Annotated in this window: 14 protein-coding genes; 4 read left to right on the top strand and 10 right to left on the bottom strand. The window is 67.1% G+C overall.

What is annotated here, in order from left to right:
• Nucleotides 1-42: 42 nt before the first annotated feature.
• The 5 genes from KDW55_RS17760 to KDW55_RS17780 all read right to left on the bottom strand — a co-directional run bounded on the left by KDW55_RS17760 (nucleotide 43) and on the right by KDW55_RS17780 (nucleotide 5,442).
• Nucleotides 43-750 carry a phosphorylase gene (locus tag KDW55_RS17760; protein WP_082721622.1) on the bottom strand — a complete coding sequence of 236 codons (708 nt, stop codon included), beginning with the start codon at nucleotides 748-750 and terminating at the stop codon, nucleotides 43-45.
• Between the two features lie 3 nt (nucleotides 751-753).
• On the bottom strand, nucleotides 754-2,727 hold the full coding sequence (gene shc / locus KDW55_RS17765) for a squalene--hopene cyclase (RefSeq protein WP_040138941.1): 1,974 nt from the start codon (nucleotides 2,725-2,727) through the stop codon (nucleotides 754-756).
• Nucleotides 2,728-2,742: 15 nt separating this feature from the next.
• Nucleotides 2,743-3,996 (bottom strand): hydroxysqualene dehydroxylase HpnE, encoded by a 1,254-nt coding sequence (hpnE, locus tag KDW55_RS17770; protein WP_212198008.1) that lies wholly within the window; start codon nucleotides 3,994-3,996, stop codon nucleotides 2,743-2,745.
• Between the two features lie 4 nt (nucleotides 3,997-4,000).
• Nucleotides 4,001-4,849 carry a presqualene diphosphate synthase HpnD gene (hpnD, locus tag KDW55_RS17775; RefSeq protein ID WP_040140884.1) on the bottom strand — a complete coding sequence of 283 codons (849 nt, stop codon included), beginning with the start codon at nucleotides 4,847-4,849 and terminating at the stop codon, nucleotides 4,001-4,003.
• A gap of 260 nt (nucleotides 4,850-5,109) precedes the next feature.
• Entirely contained in the window at nucleotides 5,110-5,442 is a 333-nt protein-coding gene (locus KDW55_RS17780) for a hypothetical protein (RefSeq protein ID WP_040138943.1), read from the bottom strand.
• A gap of 179 nt (nucleotides 5,443-5,621) precedes the next feature.
• On the opposite strand from KDW55_RS17780, the gene KDW55_RS17785 reads away from it, so the two are divergent.
• Nucleotides 5,622-6,506, top strand: a complete 885-nt coding sequence (locus KDW55_RS17785) for an alpha/beta fold hydrolase (protein WP_040138944.1) — start codon at nucleotides 5,622-5,624, stop codon at nucleotides 6,504-6,506.
• A gap of 53 nt (nucleotides 6,507-6,559) precedes the next feature.
• On the opposite strand, the gene KDW55_RS17790 is transcribed toward KDW55_RS17785, so the two are convergent.
• Genes KDW55_RS17790 through KDW55_RS17800 form a run of 3 tightly spaced genes read right to left on the bottom strand, consistent with a single transcriptional unit; the run spans nucleotide 6,560 to nucleotide 8,494 of the window.
• Nucleotides 6,560-7,510: a diguanylate cyclase gene (locus KDW55_RS17790; RefSeq protein WP_040138945.1), complete on the bottom strand. Its 951-nt coding sequence runs from the start codon at nucleotides 7,508-7,510 to the stop codon at nucleotides 6,560-6,562.
• Nucleotides 7,507-8,133 (bottom strand): chemotaxis protein CheC, encoded by a 627-nt coding sequence (locus KDW55_RS17795; protein ID WP_040138946.1) that lies wholly within the window; start codon nucleotides 8,131-8,133, stop codon nucleotides 7,507-7,509. The genes KDW55_RS17790 and KDW55_RS17795 overlap by 4 nt, the downstream gene beginning before the upstream one ends.
• On the bottom strand, nucleotides 8,126-8,494 hold the full coding sequence (locus KDW55_RS17800; RefSeq protein WP_040138947.1) for a response regulator: 369 nt from the start codon (nucleotides 8,492-8,494) through the stop codon (nucleotides 8,126-8,128). The genes KDW55_RS17795 and KDW55_RS17800 overlap by 8 nt, the downstream gene beginning before the upstream one ends.
• Before the next feature lie 470 nt (nucleotides 8,495-8,964).
• Here KDW55_RS17800 and KDW55_RS17805 point away from each other — a divergent pair, with 470 nt between their 5' ends.
• The gene (locus KDW55_RS17805) at nucleotides 8,965-11,205 is read left to right on the top strand and encodes a hybrid sensor histidine kinase/response regulator (protein ID WP_069243466.1); all 2,241 of its coding nucleotides are present in this window, start codon (nucleotides 8,965-8,967) and stop codon (nucleotides 11,203-11,205) included.
• Nucleotides 11,206-11,245: 40 nt separating this feature from the next.
• Here KDW55_RS17805 and KDW55_RS17810 read toward each other — a convergent pair whose 3' ends face one another.
• Complete coding sequence (locus KDW55_RS17810; RefSeq protein WP_212161614.1) at nucleotides 11,246-11,800, bottom strand: NAD(P)H-dependent oxidoreductase; 555 nt, start codon at nucleotides 11,798-11,800, stop codon at nucleotides 11,246-11,248.
• A 378-nt stretch (nucleotides 11,801-12,178) separates the two neighbouring features.
• On the opposite strand from KDW55_RS17810, the gene KDW55_RS17815 reads away from it, so the two are divergent.
• Together KDW55_RS17815 and KDW55_RS17820 are read left to right on the top strand one after the other, a co-directional pair.
• Entirely contained in the window at nucleotides 12,179-12,775 is a 597-nt protein-coding gene (locus tag KDW55_RS17815) for an RNA polymerase factor sigma-70 (protein ID WP_040138950.1), read from the top strand.
• Nucleotides 12,756-12,986: a zf-HC2 domain-containing protein gene (locus KDW55_RS17820; RefSeq protein ID WP_209825719.1), complete on the top strand. Its 231-nt coding sequence runs from the start codon at nucleotides 12,756-12,758 to the stop codon at nucleotides 12,984-12,986. The genes KDW55_RS17815 and KDW55_RS17820 overlap by 20 nt, the downstream gene beginning before the upstream one ends.
• Nucleotides 12,987-13,437: 451 nt before the next feature.
• Here the strand turns inward: KDW55_RS17820 and arsC are convergent, their stop codons facing one another.
• The gene (arsC, locus tag KDW55_RS17825; protein WP_212161613.1) at nucleotides 13,438-13,794 is read right to left on the bottom strand and encodes an arsenate reductase (glutaredoxin); all 357 of its coding nucleotides are present in this window, start codon (nucleotides 13,792-13,794) and stop codon (nucleotides 13,438-13,440) included.
• Nucleotides 13,795-14,357 lie beyond the last annotated feature (563 nt).

The raw sequence follows: 14,357 nt of genomic DNA on the forward strand, positions 1-14,357 counted from the left end.
AAGAGGAGGGGAGAAGCGCAGCGGGAAAGCGGCGAGCGCCGCTCAGACGATCCGCATCGCGCCCGCACGCTCGAACGCGTGCCGCGCCTGTATCAGCGTCGTGCGCGCTGCGCGCGCATCGCCCGCGACCTGCAGCAGCGGACCAAGCTGCGACGGCTGCTTCAGCAGCTCGCGCAAAATCGGCAGGATCGCGGTGCTGCCGTCGTCGCGCAGGCCGGCCGTCGCCGCGCGCGGCAGCGTGCGCCACGCGGGATCGACGATCGCGCGACACACCGCGAACGGCACGCCGCGCGACGCGGCGAAGGCCGCCGCGATATGCGATTCCATGTCGACGGCGAGCGCGCCCTTCGCACGATGCAGCGACGTCTTTTCCTGCTCGCTGACCACCGGCGCGCCAACTGCCGCCATCGTGCCGCGCGTGACGCGCGCCCACACCGGCGTGTCGTGCAGCGCGGCGACGAGGCGGGCGCTCCAGCCCGGATCGGTCGGCACGCGGCCGAACGGGCCGTCGATCGCGTCCGCGATCACGAGCGCGCCGGGCGCGAGCTCGGGCGCGAGCCCGCCCGCGGTGCCGAAGCTGACGATGCCCGCGCAACCGCGTGCGGTCGCTTCGGCCAGCGCGCGCTCGAGCCGGTCGGCCCGCGCGGCGAACACCGCCTCGACGCCGTGACCGCGCGCAATGCGCGCCTCGAACGCCATCCCCGTGACGGCGATGACGGGCAGCGTGCCGTTGTGCTGCGTCGCCGGCACGCGTTACATCCCGACCGTCACGCGCGTCGCATTCGCGCGCTTCAGGTTGCGATAACGCGCAAGCGCCCACAGCGGGAAGAACTTGCGATAGCCGTGATAGCGCAGGTAGAACACGCGCGGGAAGCCGGTCGCCGTGAAGCGCGTCTCGTCCCACAGGCCTTCGTCGTTTTGCTGCGCGATCAGGTAGTCGACGCCGCGTGCGACAGCCGGGTTGTTCACCTCGCCGGCCGCCATCAGTCCGAGCAGCGCCCAGGCCGTCTGCGACGCCGTGCTCGGCGCCTGCTCGTAGCCGCGGTAGTTCAGCTTGTAGCTGTCGCCGTCCTCGCCCCAGCCGCCGTCCTTGTTCTGGATCGACAGCAGCCACTGCGCGCCGCGCTTCATGCGCGGATCGTCCGGCGTCAGGCCGGCCGCGTTCAGCGCGCAAAGGGCCGTCCATGTGCCGTATACGTAGTTCATCCCCCAGCGGCCGTACCAGCTGCCGTCCGGCTCCTGTTCCTTCAGCATGTAGTCGAGCGCGCGACGGGCCGGCTCGCTGTTCAGCGGCGTCTCGCCGAGTTGCGACAGCATCGACAGGCAGCGGCCCGACACGTCGGCGGTCGGCGGATCGAGCAGTGCGCCGTGATCCGAGAACGGAATGTTGTTCAGGTAGTACTGCGTGTTCTCCGGTTCGAACGCGCCCCAGCCGCCGTCGCTGCTCTGCATGCCGACCACCCATTCGCGCGCACGCGCCATCGATTCGCGATACGTGTCCGTCTGCTTGAGCTTCTGAGCGCGGTCCATCGCCATCACGACCACAGCGGTGTCGTCGACGTCCGGATAGTGCGCATTCGCGTACTGAAACGCCCAGCCGCCCGGCCGGACGTTCGGCCGGCGCGAGATCCAGTCGCCGCGCACGTCGAGAATCTGCAGCGGGCGCAGCCAATCGAGGCCGCGCAGTACGGCCTCTTCCGCACGCGCGTCGCCGGTTTCGAGCAGCGCATGCGCGGCGAGCGACGTGTCCCACACCGGCGACAGGCACGGCTGGCAATACGCTTCGTCCTCGTGCACGACGAGCAGTTTCTCGACCGACTTGCGCGCGATCGCGCGATTCGGATGATCTTCAGCGTAGCCGAGCACGTCGTACATCATCACCGCGTTGGCCATCGCCGGATAGATCGCGCCCAGGCCGTCCTCGCCGTTCAGGCGCTCGTCGACGAACGCCACCGCCTGACGGATCGCGCGTTCGCGCGTGTAGCTGGGGAACAGCCCGTCGACCGCGCGCAACGCATGATCGACCACGCGGAAGAACGCGAACCAGCCCGGGCTCTGGTGACCCTGGCGCGGCAGCAGCCCCGCGTTGACGGGCGGGTCGATGAACAGCTCGTCGATACGCACGCCGCGCGGGTTCTTTGCGAGCGGGCGCTTTGCATTCAGCACCAGCAGCGGCACGATCACCGTGCGCGCCCAGTACGACACCTTCGACAGATGGAACGGGAACCACTGCGGCAGCAGCATGATTTCGACCGGCATCATCGGCACCGCGCGCCACGGGATCGCACCGTACAGCGCGAGCTGGATCCGCGTGAACACGTTCGACATCTCCGCGCCGCCCATCGCATGGATCGCCCGGCGCGCACGCTGCATGTGCTCGGCGTTCTCGTCGTCGCCGATCACCTTCAGCGCGAAATACGCCTTCACGCTCGCGCTGATGTTCGGTGCGCCGTCGGTGAACAGCGGCCAGCCGCCGTCGGCCTGCTGGATGCGGCGCAGATAGCGGCCGATCTTCTGTTCGAGCTCGAGGTTCGGCGTCTCGCCGAGATAGTGGACGAGCAGTACGTATTCGGCCGGAATCGTCGAATCGGCCTCCAGTTCGTAGACCCAGTGTCCGTCCGCGTTCTGCGCGGCCAACAGCGCGTCGGTCGCGCGCGCGACGGCCGTGTCGAGCGAGGCCGGCACGGTGCCGGCGGACAGGGTAGCCATTTCGGTGAGATCGTTCATCGGTCCCTCTGTTGCTTATTGTGTCTGGAGCACGTCCGCGGCCAGTTGGCCGGAACGGATCGCGCCCTCGATCGTGGCGGGCAGGCCGGTGGCAATCCAGTCGCCCGCCAGCACGAGATTGGTCCAGCGCGTACGCACGGCCGGACGTTTCATTTCCTGCGACGGCACCGCCGCAAAACCCGCGCGCGGCTCGACGACGAGCTGCCACGCGGGGATGGCTTCGGCATTCGCGCCCGTCACGCGCGCGACGTCGTCCCAAATACGCTGCGCAAGCGCGTCGCGCGGCATGTCGAGCCAGCGGCCCGCATCGCGGATCGTTGCCGCGAGCGTGCCGTCGCCGGTGCGCATCGCATCGACGATGCCGTTGACGACGGTCGTCTGCTGCGGAGGACCGTCGTGCGTGTCGGCGGCGAAATACGCGGTCACGACCGCGCCGAACGTATCGGGCGCCGTGAGGTCCGGCACCAGCGGTTGCGCAACCTCCGGCGGCACGGCCAGCACGACCGCGTCGCCCGGCGCGAGATCGACGCGTTCGCCGCCGATCGTGATCGCGTCGACCGCATTGCCATGCGCGCCGAACTCGAATGCATCGAGGTGCGAGTTCAGCCGTATTTGCGCGCCGCCATGCTGCAGCATCCGCAGCGCCGGTTCGACGAACGCGCTGCCGAGCCCCTGGCGCGCGACGAGCGGCCGGCAGCCCGGCCCGCCCGCCGAGAACGCGCCGCACAGCGCCGCTCGTGCGAGCTCGGCGCTCGCATGGCGCGGCTCGACGTTCAGCACGCCGACGAGAAACGGCCTCAGCCAGCGATCCCACAGCACGCCGTCGCATCGCATCGTCTGCGCGAGCGAGCGGCCGGTGCGCGCGAATGCGAGCGGCGCGAGCGCCAGGTAGTCGAGCGGCGTGGTGCCGGGCGCACGCGAGGCGGCATCGAACAGCCACGACGGCCAGCGTCCGTTGCCGAAGCGCAGCGTCCAGCGCTGCTGCGACGCGGCGTCGACCACTGGATATTCGGACAGCGCGGGCCCGACGAGCAGATCGGCCGCGCCCGTCGCGCGCAGGTAGCGCTGCGTCGCGGGCTGACCCGCGAAGATCTGATGCAGCCCGCTGTCGAGCGTCGTGTTCAACGTGCCGTCGAACCACGTGCGGCAACGGCCGCCCGCATGCGCATGCGCGTCGTGCAGCACGATCCGCCGCCCGCGGCGTTGCAGCTCGACGGCGGCCGACAGCCCCGCGAGTCCTGCACCGATCACGTGGACGGTTCTGGGCATCGGCTCAGAACAGCGCGTAGCGCGCCGCGATCATCAGCATGCGCGCCTTCGGCTTGCGCAGCGGGGCACGCGGATAAGCGAAGCCGCGCGCGATCGCAGCGTCGAGAATGCAGCGATAAGCGCCCGACATGATGCGCGGCGCCTTCACCTGCGCGCGCGCGCAGGTGTCCATCACGGCGTCCGCTTCGCGGAAGTGCGCGATCGCCCGTTCGACGAGCGTCGCGCACACGCGCGGCAGCGCCGGATCGCGCGCGATCGTCGCCGGATCGGTGATCGCAATGCCTTCCCGTGCGAGCAGCTCGCGCGGCAGATAGCAGCGGTTGATCGCCGCATCGTCGTCGATGTCGCGCAGGATGTTCGTCAGTTGCAGCGCACGGCCGAGATGGTGCGACAGCTTGATGCCTTCCGCGTCGGGGATCCCGAAAATCCTCACCGACAGGCGGCCGGCCGCGCTCGCGACGCGATCGCAGAACAGATCGAGCGTCGGCTCGTCGGGCGCGCAGATGTCTTCGGCGGCGTCCATCGCCATCCCGTCGATCATTGCGTGGAAGTCGTCGCGCTGCAGGTTGAACGCGCGAATTTCGCGCTCAAGCGCGATCAAATGCCGCGGCGGACGGCCGGCAAAGCACGCGTCGATATCCGCGCGCCAGCGATCGAGGCCCGCGTTGCGCTCGGCGCGCGGCAAATCGCTGTCGGCGATGTCGTCGACCGCGCGGCAAAACGCATAGACCTGGAACATCGCGTCGCGCTGCACCGCCGGCAGAATGCGCATTGCCAGATAGAAAGAACTGCCCGATGTGACGGCAGCGGCGTCGGTTTCTTGTTCGTCCACGACGAGATTGGAAACGGCCAAGACGAGCTCCACGGAGGCACCCACGCGGGGCGATTGAAGAAGCCATGCCCGGCTGGGTTGGTCAGGGCGTCAAATGCGTGCGAGATATGCGAACGATCGACGCAGACAGGCACAAATTACCGGCCGGAAGCCGGAATTGGGCGAAAGTATAGCAATCTTTGAAGTTCGATGGCGGCCTCGCGCCGCGCCGGGCGGGCGCCGGGCGGGTACCCGCGGGCCGGCGCGGACGGCGGTGGCCGCCGGCGCGGCTGGCCGCCCCGTCAGCCGTAGACGATGTCGCGCTGCAGGTCGAGCGCGATGAGGCCCATTTCGCGGGTCAGCTGCAGCATGGAGCGGCGCTCGAGCCGCGAACCCATGAAGCTCGTCACGCGCCCGTCCGGCTCCACGGTGAACTGGAACAACGCGCTGCCGGTGCCGAACCACGCGCCCGGCACGTCCGGCGATTCATGCCAGTCGATCGCGTCGAATACGCTGGCGATTCCCGCACGCACGGCGTCGCCGGGGCCGATCGGCGGCGCGACGTCGCCCAGGTCGTCGAGCGAATAGGGGCCGGGTTTGTCCGGCTTCCGGTAGAAGAGATAGTCGACGTTCATGGGGCGCAAAGGGGACGAAAGCGTCAAATTAGCGCGCTTCGCGACAAATTCAAATCAGATCGGGACGAAATGTGGCCTGTACGAGACAGAAGCGCGGTTTCGCGCGACCCCGCGCGTCGATGCTTGGACGTGCGCGGCTTCGTCTAAGATGAACATCTTTCCCGAACGACACGGACATCATGGAGACGAACGTAACCGCCACCCCGCAGTCCGATCATCCCGTTTTCGTGCTCGTGCACGGCGCGTGGCACGGCGCGTGGTGCTACACGCACGTCGCGGCCGCGCTCGCCGCGCGCGGCTATCTGTCGATCGCGCGCGACCTGCCCGCGCACGGCGTCCATGCCCGCTTTCCCGCATCGTATCTCGACAGGCCGCTCGACAAGGATGCGTTCGGCGCCGAGCCGTCGCCGGTCGCGAACACCACGCTCGACGATTACGCGACGCAGGTGATGCAGGCCGTGGACGACGCCTACGCACTGGGCCGCGGCAAGGTCGTGCTCGTCGGGCACAGCATGGGCGGCCTCGCGATCACCGCCGCGGCGGAACGCGCGCCCGAGAAGATCGCGAAGATCGTCTATCTCGCCGCGTTCATGCCCGCGTCGGGCGTGCCGGGCCTCGACTACGTGCGTGCGCCCGAGAACCACGGCGAGATGCTCGGCCCGCTGATGCTCGCGAGCCCGCGCGTCGCCGGCGCGCTGCGGATCGATCCGCACAGCGCCGACACCGCGTATCGCGCACTCATGAAGCGTGCGCTGTACGACGACGCGCCGCTCGCCGACTTCGACGCGGTCGCGAACCTGATGAGTTGCGACGTGCCGGCCGCGCCGTTCGCCACCGCGATCCCGACGACCGCCGCGCGCTGGGGAGCGATCGACCGTCACTACATCAAGTGCCTGGCCGATCGCGTGATTCTTCCGGCGTTACAGCAGCGCTTCATCGACGAAGCCGACGCGTTCGTGCCCGGCAACCCGACGCACGTGCACCAGCTCGACAGCAGCCATTCTCCGTTCGTGTCGCAGCCGGCCGTGCTGGCCGGCGTGCTCGCCGACATCGCGAAAAGCTGAAACGCGCGCCGCACACGCGCGAACCGGCAACTGCAACGGCGGCCGCGCGGCGGTTACGCGTATGCGACCGACTGGTCGCGCCCGAGCCGCTTCGCGCGATACAGCGCGGTGTCGGCCTCGTTGACGAGCGCGTCGCACGCCGCCGCGCCTGCCGTCGCACACGCGGCGCCGACGCTCGCGGTCACCGACACGCTGACGCCTTCCGCATCGACCGGCGTGCCGCTGATCGCAACGCGCACCTTGTCGGCCACGAGCATCGCCTCGTCGAGATTCGTGCACGGCAGCAGCAACGCGAACTCCTCGCCGCCGAAACGGCCGAACGTATCCTGCGCGCGCACGATCGCCGCGACGCGCCGCGCCGTCTCGCGCAATACCGCATCGCCGACCGCGTGCCCGAACCGGTCGTTGATCGTCTTGAAGTGGTCGAGATCGAACAGCAGGACCGACAGGTCGCCGCCGTAACGCTGCCAGCGCGCGAACTCGTCGCTTAGCCGCGCCTCGAAGTAGCGCCGGTTCGCGATGCCGGTCAGGCCATCGAGGTTCGCGTGCTCGCGCAGTTTCGCGACCGCCTCTTCGCGCTCGCGCTGCATTACGCTCACGTGAGTGACGTCCGAGATCGTCACGCACACGGCCTCGACTTCGCGGCCGCGCGTGAGGGGCATGAACGTGCAGTCCTGCTGCATGTAATCGACGCCGCCCGTGATCGGCCGGTCGTGCTCGAAGCGAAACAGGTACGGACGCTGCTCCCACGAGCTGAACGCGAAGCTGCCGAGCTGGAACACGCTCTCGAGCTTGCGCTGCAGCCACGCGCGCGGCAGCTCGGGAAAGCAGTCGAACAGGTTGCGGCCGATCACGTCGGCGGCGGGGATGCCGCTGTGGTCCTGCATGAAGCGATTCCACATCAGCACGGTCATCCCGCGATCGAGTACGAACAGGCCGAAGCCGACCCGTTCGATCACGAGGTCGCTCAGCGACGGAGCGGGGGTAACGGCCGGCGCGTTCATAGCGCGGACAGCAACGCGTCGAGCGCATCGCCCATCAGCCGGATCGAATCTTCGGCCATCAGCATCACGAAATGTGCGCGGAACGCATGATCCTCGAGCCCGAAGTTCACTTCGAGCAGCAGCGCGACGCTCCACGCGAGCGCGTTCGGCTGGAACACGTCGTCGAACGACACGTTCGCGCCGAGCAGCCCGGGCGGGAAGAACACCGGCTTGCGGCCGAGCTCGTCGAGGATCGATGCGACGCACGCGCTCATCAGCACGTTCGCGACGTCGAACACGATTTCGTCCTGCGTCTCCATGCCGGCATACACGCCGTCACCGAAGGTGCGCTCCATCAGCGACATCAGCCGCGCGACGCTCGCGCTGCGGCACAGCACGATCGCCTCGCCCTTGATGTCGGAGCGGAAGCCCTGGCGCACGGCCGTCACGTTCTCGTGAATGCCGGTCATCTCGCGCAGCGCGTCGCCCGCATCGGCCGCCTTCACGACGCGCACGCGCGGTACGGACAGCTCGATGAAGTGCCCGAGCAGCAGCGCGAGCCGTGCAGCGGCTCGACCCATCGCGAGGTTGGCGATTTCCTGCAACGCGTCGCGTTGCTCCGCCGTGAACACCGATTCAGGCATACAACCCATACTCCTTGAGAATGGGCAGCAACGCCTCCGACGTCACGGGCTTGGCAACGAATGCGATCGCGCCGAGCTCGCGCACGCGTGCTTGCGCCTGCGGCTGGATATCGGCGGATACCACGATCACGAACGTGTTCAGATCTTCGTGGCGCAGTGTTTCCAGTACCTGATAGCCGTTCATGTCGGGCATCGTCAGGTCCAGAAACATCACGGAAGCTTTGCCGTCACGATAGAGCGCCAAGGCCTCGCGACCATTCGCCGCATAAGCGACGTCGACGTCCCAGTCTCCCGGCAGCGCCTTTGTCAGAAGTTTGCGAGCGAGCAAGGAATCGTCGGCAATCACTATCGGCAAAGGCATGGCGGCGAAGCGGTATACGGAATGGTCTCTCTCGCGTTAACGACCGCGCGGCGCGCTTCTTGAGGCGCCGGGCAATCAAGCGCGGGGCAACCGCCTTGCGGCCGCGCGCGGAGCGTCGCGCCACGACGCGCGCGACGCTCCGCGCGGCAAACGCCGGCGGGCGCATATATCTGTCATAGGGAAAGCAAGGCGCGATTCTCTGAGTAAACCGGAGGCGGTGCAACTCGCCATTTTCACCATTTCGAACAGAATCGGTTCGATCGGCCGTCATTCCGAAAACAGTCGCGATCAATTTTGAGATAAGCACGCAAAATTTTTCTTTGTGTACGTTTGCGCTGCCGGATTCATAGCGTTTTCATTCTTTCATTGCGTTCCTGTCGGAAGCAACAGGTTGCCCATGTGCTGTGCCGTACGGCGGCCGAGCGCAACTCGTTTATGATTGACCACCTCCGCTTCGCCCGCTCGCTTCGATGACGTCCGAACGTCCCGCCGACTCCCGCCCACCTGCCTCCGCGCCCGCCGACGACTGGCAGGACGACGGCAACTATTCGTCCGGCGCGCCCGAGCACGATTTCGCGGTCCGGCGCGTGACGTTGATCGTGCTGCTGGTGGCGGCGATCGTGTTGCCGTGCATCTACGTGTCGGTCATGGCGTACAACGACCTGAGGGCACGCGAGGGCGCGGCGAGCGACGTGACGATGCGCACCGTGCGCGTCGCCGAAGAGCACGCGCTCAAGGTGTTCGACCTGAGCGAGACGCTCGATGCGCGCATCGTCGATCTCGTGCAGGACATGGACGACGCCGCGGTGCGCCGCCAGGAAGCGGACATTCACGACGCGCTCAATACGATCGGCGGCGGCTATCCGCAGGTAGCGGCGGTGTCGATCTTCGGTGCGAGCGGGATGCTGCTCGCGAACAGCCTCTACTATCCGGCGCCCTACGCGTCGATCGCGAACCGCGACGACTTCACCGGCATCCGCGACGGCAAGGTGATCGAGCATATCTCCCGGTTGATGATGGGGCCGCTCAAGCTCGAGAACATCCCCGTATTCAATACCGGCGTCGCGCGACGTCATAGCGACGGGTCGTTCGCCGGAATGGTGTCGATCGCGCTCAAGTCGTCCTACTTCAATGCGTTCTACCGCGACCTGCTCGGCGGTGCGTCCACGCCGATGACGATGGCGCTCGCGCGCTCGGACGGCGCGGTGATCGCGTCGTATCCGCCGCCGCCGTCACGCGCGCCGATCGATCGCACGGCGACGTTCGGCAATGCGCACAACGATCCGCGCGCGGGCGTCGTGCGCGTCGGGCAGGGCACCGACAGCGAAATCGTCGCGTACCGGCAGGTCGGCAGCTATCCCGTGTACGTGAGCTGCTCGTACCGGACTTCGGCCATCTGGCATCAGTGGTACGAACATCTGAGCGTCCTGTTCATCTCGATGTTCGCGCCGTCGGTGGCGCTGTGGTGGGTGATCTGGTTGTCGCTGAAGCGGCTGAAGGCGGAAGAGGCGGCATGGGAACGCTGGCAGGCAGAGGCGTCGATGCGCCGCTCGATCGAATCGGCGTACCGGCAGTCGCGCAAGATGCAGGCGCTCGGCAATCTGGTCGGCAGCGTCGCGCACGACTTCAACAACCTGCTGATGATCATTTCGAGCAACGTGCAGATCGCGCGGCGGCGCGGCGTCCAGCATCTCGACAAGGAATTCGGTGCGATCGAGCGTGCGCTGAAGAACGGCCAGTCGCTCACGCGCCAGTTGCTCGGCGTCGCGCGCAAGCAGCCGCTTCACAACGAGACGATCGACGTCGGCCAATGGCTCGGCACGTGCCGCGAACTGCTGAAGACGTCGCTCGGCTCGAAGTCGTCGCTGGTCGTCGCGGTCGATGCAGGCGTGTGGCCGATCCGCGTCGACGTCGCGGAGCTCGAGCTCGCGGTGATCAATCTCGCAGTCAACGCGCGCGATGCGATGGCGACCGGCGGCCGTTTAACCGTCGGCGCGCGCAACGTGACGCTGCGTCGCGAGGACGGCTTTCCGCTGACCGGCGATTTCGTGCAGATTTCGCTCGACGATACGGGCGCCGGCATGGCGCCCGACGTGCTGGCGCGCGCGTTCGAGCCGCTGTTCACGACCAAGCCTCAAGGGATGGGCACGGGGCTCGGGCTGCCGCAGGTGTTCGCGTTCTGCGAGCGCTCGGGCGGCCTCGCGACGATCGACAGCGCGGTCGGCGCCGGTACGTCGGTGCGGCTCTACCTGCCGCGTGCGCGTGTCGAAGACATCGTCGCACGGCCGCAGCCCGCCGCGCAGAGCACCGGCCCGCTCGCGGGCCTGCACGTACTGCTCGTGGAGGACAACAGCGAAGTCGCGGCCGGCACCGAAGCGCTGCTTACACTGCTCGGGCACCGCGTCACTTATGCGCCCAGCGCCGACGACGCGTTGCGCCTGGTCGAGGGCGCAGCCGCGAACGATGCATTCGATCTGGTGATTTCCGATATCCACATGCCGGGCCGCCTGAACGGCATCGACCTCGCCGAAGCAATCGGCAAGCGGCCGGAGAAGCTGCCGGTGATCCTCGTCACCGGTTACGCGGAGGAGCTCGATCGCACGCGGACCGTCAACGTGCGCGTGTTGTCGAAGCCGTTCGACATCGCGCTGCTCGACGAGATCCTGCTCGGGATCCGCGAGGCGCGCGATGCGCGGCACGCAGGCGCGTGACCCGCGGGCGCGCGGGCCGGCGCCTGCAACGCGACGACGCTCAGACCGACTTCAGCACGCGCACCCAGTCGACGTAGCGGTCGACGAAGCCCTGCAGGAATTTCCGCGTATCTTCGCTGACGATCTGGCCCTGGTCGCCGATGCGCGCCGGGTCGTGCTTGATGAACATTTCCGGCTGACCGAGCGTCTTCACGTCGAGATACGCGAGCACGTTGCGCAGATGCTGCTGCGCAAGCGCGGTGCCGACCGCGCCTGGTGACGTGCCGAGCACAGCGCCTGGCTTGCCCGACCACGAGTTGTGGCCCCACGGGCGCGACCCCCAGTCGAGCGCATTCTTCAGTACACCCGGAATCGAGCGGTTGTACTCCGGCGTGACGAACAGCAGCGCGTCGGCTGCTTCGATCGACTGCTTGAAGCGTTTCGCGACTTCCGGAAAGTCCGCGTCGTAGTCCTGGCTATACAGCGGCAGTTCGCCGATCTCGACGAATTCGAACGAGAAATCGGCTGGGGCGAGCGAGATTACGGCATGCGCGAGCGCGCGGTTCCACGAACCGCGACGCAGGCTGCCGACGACGACCGCAACACGATAGGACATGGTGTTCTCCTTCCGGTGAGTGAGGAATCGGACCGATTGATTCAGGACAGGCGACAAAGGTCTGTTTATAGGCAAGCCAGCCCGCGAGCCGTCCGACGGGGCCGACCGGCCGACTTTCCACAAGGTTTTCCACAGAAATTGTGGATAACTCGACCGTTATGGTCTGAAGTTACATCCCGCTCGCATCGCGAATTCGCGCCGCGCGACGCGGCGTTCCGGCAAGCATAGCGCAGCCAGGCGGGCCGCTTCGTGAATTCGCGACGGAACATGCGTTGCGGCGTGGCCGCGTGCCCAGTAAGCTGCTCGCACATCGTTTCGCGGCCGCCTGCCTGTGGAACGCGATCCAACGCTGTTGCCATACAAGGCTTTCCGCTCGCCATGCCGTCCGCGTACGACGATCCTGCTTACCTCGCCCAACTGCGTCACGATCTGCTGCGCTTCGCGCGGCTGCAGCTGCGCGATGCCGACGCGGCCGAAGACGCCGTGCAGGAAGCGCTGACGGCCGCGTGGACGCATGCGGGCGAGTTCGCCGGACGGTCCGCGCACAAGACGTGGGTCTTCGGGATCCTGCGCAACAAGCTGATCGATACGCTGCGCGCGCGGCAGCGGACGGTGAGTCTGTCCGCGCTCGATGCGGAGCTCGACGGCGAATCGGCGCTGGATCGCGAGCTGTTCAAGGAAAACGGGCACTGGGCCGCACACACGAAGCCGCGGCCGTGGCCGCGTCCCGAAACGCTGTTGCAGCAACAGCAGTTCTGGACGCTATTCCAGGTTTGCCTCGATCACCTGCCCGAACATATCGGCCGCGTGTTCATGATGCGCGAATTCCTGGATGTCGCGATCGACGATATCTGCCACGAACTGACGTTGACGACGAATCATTGCAGCGTGCTGCTGTATCGGGCGCGCACGCGCCTGCGCACCTGCCTCAGCGAAAAAGGATTGACGACCGAAGATGCTGCCGGGGAAATGTAGGGACGTGACGCGACTGCTGTCGGCTGCGCTCGACCGGTCATTGACGCTTCAGGAGCACATGCAGGTGCATGTACATCTGCCGGTGTGCAGCGGATGCCGTGCGTATCGCGGGCAGATCGCGATGCTGCGGGCGGCCGCGCATGCGGCGGCGGGGCGCGACGTCACGGCGGACGACGATCGGCGCGAGTCCCCGGGCGACGAAGATCGCTGACGTATCGCGGCCAGCGCGAGGCGGCAGCGCGGAAGGCCACGGTCGTTGCGGTCGGCTGTTGATCGTCTACCGCTGCGGACTGCGTGCGCAGCTGTCGCGAAAGGCGCGGGGCGATGCAAGCTTCCCGCGTCGGCACCGCAGTGCGATTGCGCGAAATCGAGCCGGCGCAGTTCGTCCGTGATGGCGATGCGCAGCCGGCGGCCGACGCGCCGGCGAGCCGGGCGTTGCCATGGTCACCGGCCGATGCGGCCCCGCGGTCTGATCTGGGTGATTCTCGGGTGCACGGTTTGATCGGCCGAGGCAGGACGGCAATGGCGCTGCGTTCGATGGCGGTGGGTCCGCGTTGGAACCGGGTTCGATCTCGTAAATGCCTTCAGTCCACTCGCGCGTGCGCCAGTTCGATACGCTTGCCGTCGATTTGATGCGACAAGAAAAATACGCCGTACAACAATTATTCAAACAGCGCCCGCACTGACTCGGGCGGCCTGCCAATCGCCGCCTTGCCCCGATACACGACGATCGGACGCTGCAGCAGAATCGGATGCGCGGCAATCGCTTCATATGCGTCTGCGTCGGTCAGATTCGCGCGCGCAAGGTCCAGAGTCTTGTACGGTTCTTCGCCGTCACGCAGCATGTCGCGCACCGGCCGCGCGAGCTGACGATGCAGTGCTTCGAGTTCCTCGACAGACGGCGGCGTCTTCAGATACTCGATGACGTTCACCGGCGTACCGATGCTGTTCAACGTTTCGACCAGTGCGAGCGTCTCGCGGGATTTCGAGCACCGGGGGTTGTGGTAGATCGTGATCATCGGTCAGGCCTCCATGAGAGAGGCACGTATTGTAGCCAGTCTCGTTACGGGCGCTTCGGCGGGGTGCCAATGTATATGTGATGGGCGATTTGAATGCCTGGCCGCACGATATTCGTCCGTTGGGTCGACCGGGGAATGCGCGCAACGCCCCAGGTGTTTATGCGCATAAAGGTGGCGGCTCGAACGCATGCGCGGCGCAGCGATCGGCACGGCGACGTGTTGGCGGGGACCGCTTCAGTCGAATGTTTCCCGGCGGCAATGCAATCGGAGCGGTATGTTTGGCGGGGGCAACGGTGGGATCCCTCTCCACCGCAGGTTTATGCGCATAAAGCTGTGGCGGTCGGAGGAGGGACGTCGGCATCCTTCATCGAAGGCCTGCGCATTTCAAGGTCTCCGGTGTTGGCTGAGTCATCCCGGATAGCGCCAGGGTCGCGGTGGTCGCGGTGGTCGCGGTGGTCGCGGTGGTCGCGGTGGTCGCGGTGGTCGCGGTGGTCGCGGTGGTCGCGGTGGTCGCGGTGGTCGCGGTGGTCGCGGTGGTCGCGGTGGTCGCGGTGGTCGCGGTG

Source organism: Burkholderia sp. AU19243 (genome assembly GCF_018148075.1).
GTDB classification, from domain to species: domain Bacteria; phylum Pseudomonadota; class Gammaproteobacteria; order Burkholderiales; family Burkholderiaceae; genus Burkholderia; species Burkholderia latens_A.

Coding starts and splice junctions, on each gene's coding strand:
- arsC (WP_212161613.1), bottom strand. CDS start 13,794: ATGATCACGATCTACCACAACCCCCGGTGCTCGAAATCCCGCGAGACG.
- KDW55_RS17795 (WP_040138946.1), bottom strand. CDS start 8,133: ATGCCTGAATCGGTGTTCACGGCGGAGCAACGCGACGCGTTGCAGGAA.
- shc (WP_040138941.1), bottom strand. CDS start 2,727: ATGAACGATCTCACCGAAATGGCTACCCTGTCCGCCGGCACCGTGCCG.
- KDW55_RS17820 (WP_209825719.1), top strand. CDS start 12,756: ATGCTGCCGGGGAAATGTAGGGACGTGACGCGACTGCTGTCGGCTGCG.
- KDW55_RS17785 (WP_040138944.1), top strand. CDS start 5,622: ATGGAGACGAACGTAACCGCCACCCCGCAGTCCGATCATCCCGTTTTC.
- KDW55_RS17815 (WP_040138950.1), top strand. CDS start 12,179: ATGCCGTCCGCGTACGACGATCCTGCTTACCTCGCCCAACTGCGTCAC.
- KDW55_RS17805 (WP_069243466.1), top strand. CDS start 8,965: ATGACGTCCGAACGTCCCGCCGACTCCCGCCCACCTGCCTCCGCGCCC.
- hpnE (WP_212198008.1), bottom strand. CDS start 3,996: ATGCCCAGAACCGTCCACGTGATCGGTGCAGGACTCGCGGGGCTGTCG.
- KDW55_RS17810 (WP_212161614.1), bottom strand. CDS start 11,800: ATGTCCTATCGTGTTGCGGTCGTCGTCGGCAGCCTGCGTCGCGGTTCG.
- KDW55_RS17780 (WP_040138943.1), bottom strand. CDS start 5,442: ATGAACGTCGACTATCTCTTCTACCGGAAGCCGGACAAACCCGGCCCC.
- KDW55_RS17800 (WP_040138947.1), bottom strand. CDS start 8,494: ATGCCTTTGCCGATAGTGATTGCCGACGATTCCTTGCTCGCTCGCAAA.
- KDW55_RS17790 (WP_040138945.1), bottom strand. CDS start 7,510: ATGAACGCGCCGGCCGTTACCCCCGCTCCGTCGCTGAGCGACCTCGTG.